This window comes from Parvibaculum sp. (assembly GCF_035511255.1).
GTDB lineage: Bacteria > Pseudomonadota > Alphaproteobacteria > Parvibaculales > Parvibaculaceae > Parvibaculum.
Genome location: NZ_DATKFR010000131.1, coordinates 1 through 2,002 on the forward strand (window position 1 = coordinate 1; position 2,002 = coordinate 2,002).

General features: G+C 62.4%; 1 protein-coding gene. It reads left to right on the top strand.

Annotated elements, in window-relative coordinates:
• Window positions 1-41: 41 nt before the first annotated feature.
• Window positions 42-2,002: [protein-PII] uridylyltransferase (locus VMR03_RS04445; protein WP_325402672.1), on the top strand; the 1,961-nt coding region annotated here is incomplete at its 3' end.

The window sequence follows — 2,002 nt, forward strand, 5'->3', positions numbered from 1 at the left end:
CGATGACACCCGGACCCCGTCCGGCCCAAGGAGTGGCCCCAATGGCCCGCATGCTGCCGAGCCTTCTCGAAATCGTCGATCCGGCGAAGCTCGCCGCCGAACTCGAAGCGGCGGCCGACGGTCATCAGGGTGCGCCCGAGCCGCTGAAGCGCGCGCTCGTCGATGTGTTGAAAAAGACGATGGCGGCGGGACGGGCCAAGGCGCGCGAACGGCTCGAACAAGGCGCCCATCGCGGCCGCGCCTGTGCCGAAAGCCTCTGCTATCTCCAGGACACGATCATCCGCGCCCTTCACGACGTAACCGTCGAGAAAGTTTTCCCTGTCGCAAATCCGAGCCAGGCGGAAAAAATCTCGATCGCGGCGGTCGGCGGTTACGGTCGCGGCACGCTGGCGCCGGGCTCGGACATCGATCTCCTTTTCCTGCGTCCCTACAAGCAGACCCCTTGGGGCGAGAGCACCGTCGAATACATGCTCTACGTGCTCTGGGATCTTGGTCTCAAGGTAGGCCATTCGACGCGCACGGTCGCCGATTGCATCCGCCTCGCGCGCGAGGACTTCACGATTCGCACGGCGCTCCTCGAGGCGCGCTTTCTTCATGGCGACCAGGCGCTCTTCGATGAATTTGAAAAACGCTTCGACGCCGAAGTCGTGAAGGGCACCGGCAACGAATTCGTCGACGCAAAGCTCGCCGAGCGCGATGGCCGTCACACGCGCGCCGGCGAGAGCCGCTATCTGGTCGAGCCCAACGTCAAGGAAGGCAAGGGCGGCTTGCGCGATCTCAACACGCTCTTCTGGATCGGCAAATATATCTACCGCGTCAAGCAGCCCTCCGACCTCGTCGGCGTCGGCGTCTTCACGCGCGAGGAATTCGCGACCTTCCGCAAGGCGGAGGACTTTCTCTGGGCCGTGCGCTGCGAGCTGCACTTCCTGACGGGCCGTGCGGAAGAGCGCATCACCTTCGACATGCAGACCGAAATGGCAAAGCGCCTCGGCTATCAGGGCCATGCGGGCCTCAAGGCCGTCGAACGCTTCATGAAGCATTATTTCCTGGTCGCCAAGGACGTCGGCGATCTGACGCGCATCTTCTGCGCGGCGCTCGAGGAGCAGGAGAAAAAGAAGAAGCCCGGCATCGGACGTTTCATGCAGGCGCTGCGCCGCAAGAAGAAGATGATGAAGGGCTACAAGCTCGAAAGCGGCCGCCTCGCCTTCCAGAGCGACAAGATGATCGAGCAGGACCCGGTCAACATCATCCGCATCTTCCATCTTGCGGACGCACATGGTCTCGAACTCCACCCCGATGCGCTGAAGCTCGTCACGCGCTCGCTGAAATATATCGGCGCCGATCTTCGTGCCGATCCCGAAGCGAACCGTCTCTTTCTCGAAATCCTGACCTCGCACAAGGACCCGGAACACACGCTGCGCATGATGAACGAGGCCGGCGTGCTTGGCCGCTTCGTGCCGGATTTCGGGCGCATCGTCGCCTTGATGCAGTTCAACATGTATCACCACTACACGGCGGACGAGCATCTGCTGCGCGCGATCGGCATCCTCTCGGAAGTCGAGAAGCATGTTCACAAGGAAGAGCATCCGCTGGCCAACGAGCTGATGGAGACGATCCAGAGCCGCAACGTCGTCTATCTCTCGGTCTTCCTCCACGACATCGCCAAGGGCCGCGACGAGGATCATTCCGAAGCGGGCGAGCGCATCGCGAAACATCTCTGCCCGCGTCTCGGCATGAGCAAGGGCGAAACGGAATCGGTCGCCTGGCTCGTCAAGAACCATCTCGTGATGAGCGACGTGGCGCAGAAGCGCGACATCTCGGACCTGCGCACGATCCGCGATTTTGCCAATCTGGTGCAGAGCCCGGAGCGTCTGAAGATGCTCTTCCTGCTGACGGTCGTCGATATCACGGCTGTCGGCCCGGGCGTCTGGAACGGCTGGAAGGGCCAGCTGCTGCGCGAACTCTATTACGAGACGCTCGCCGTGCTGCAGGGCGGCGATGC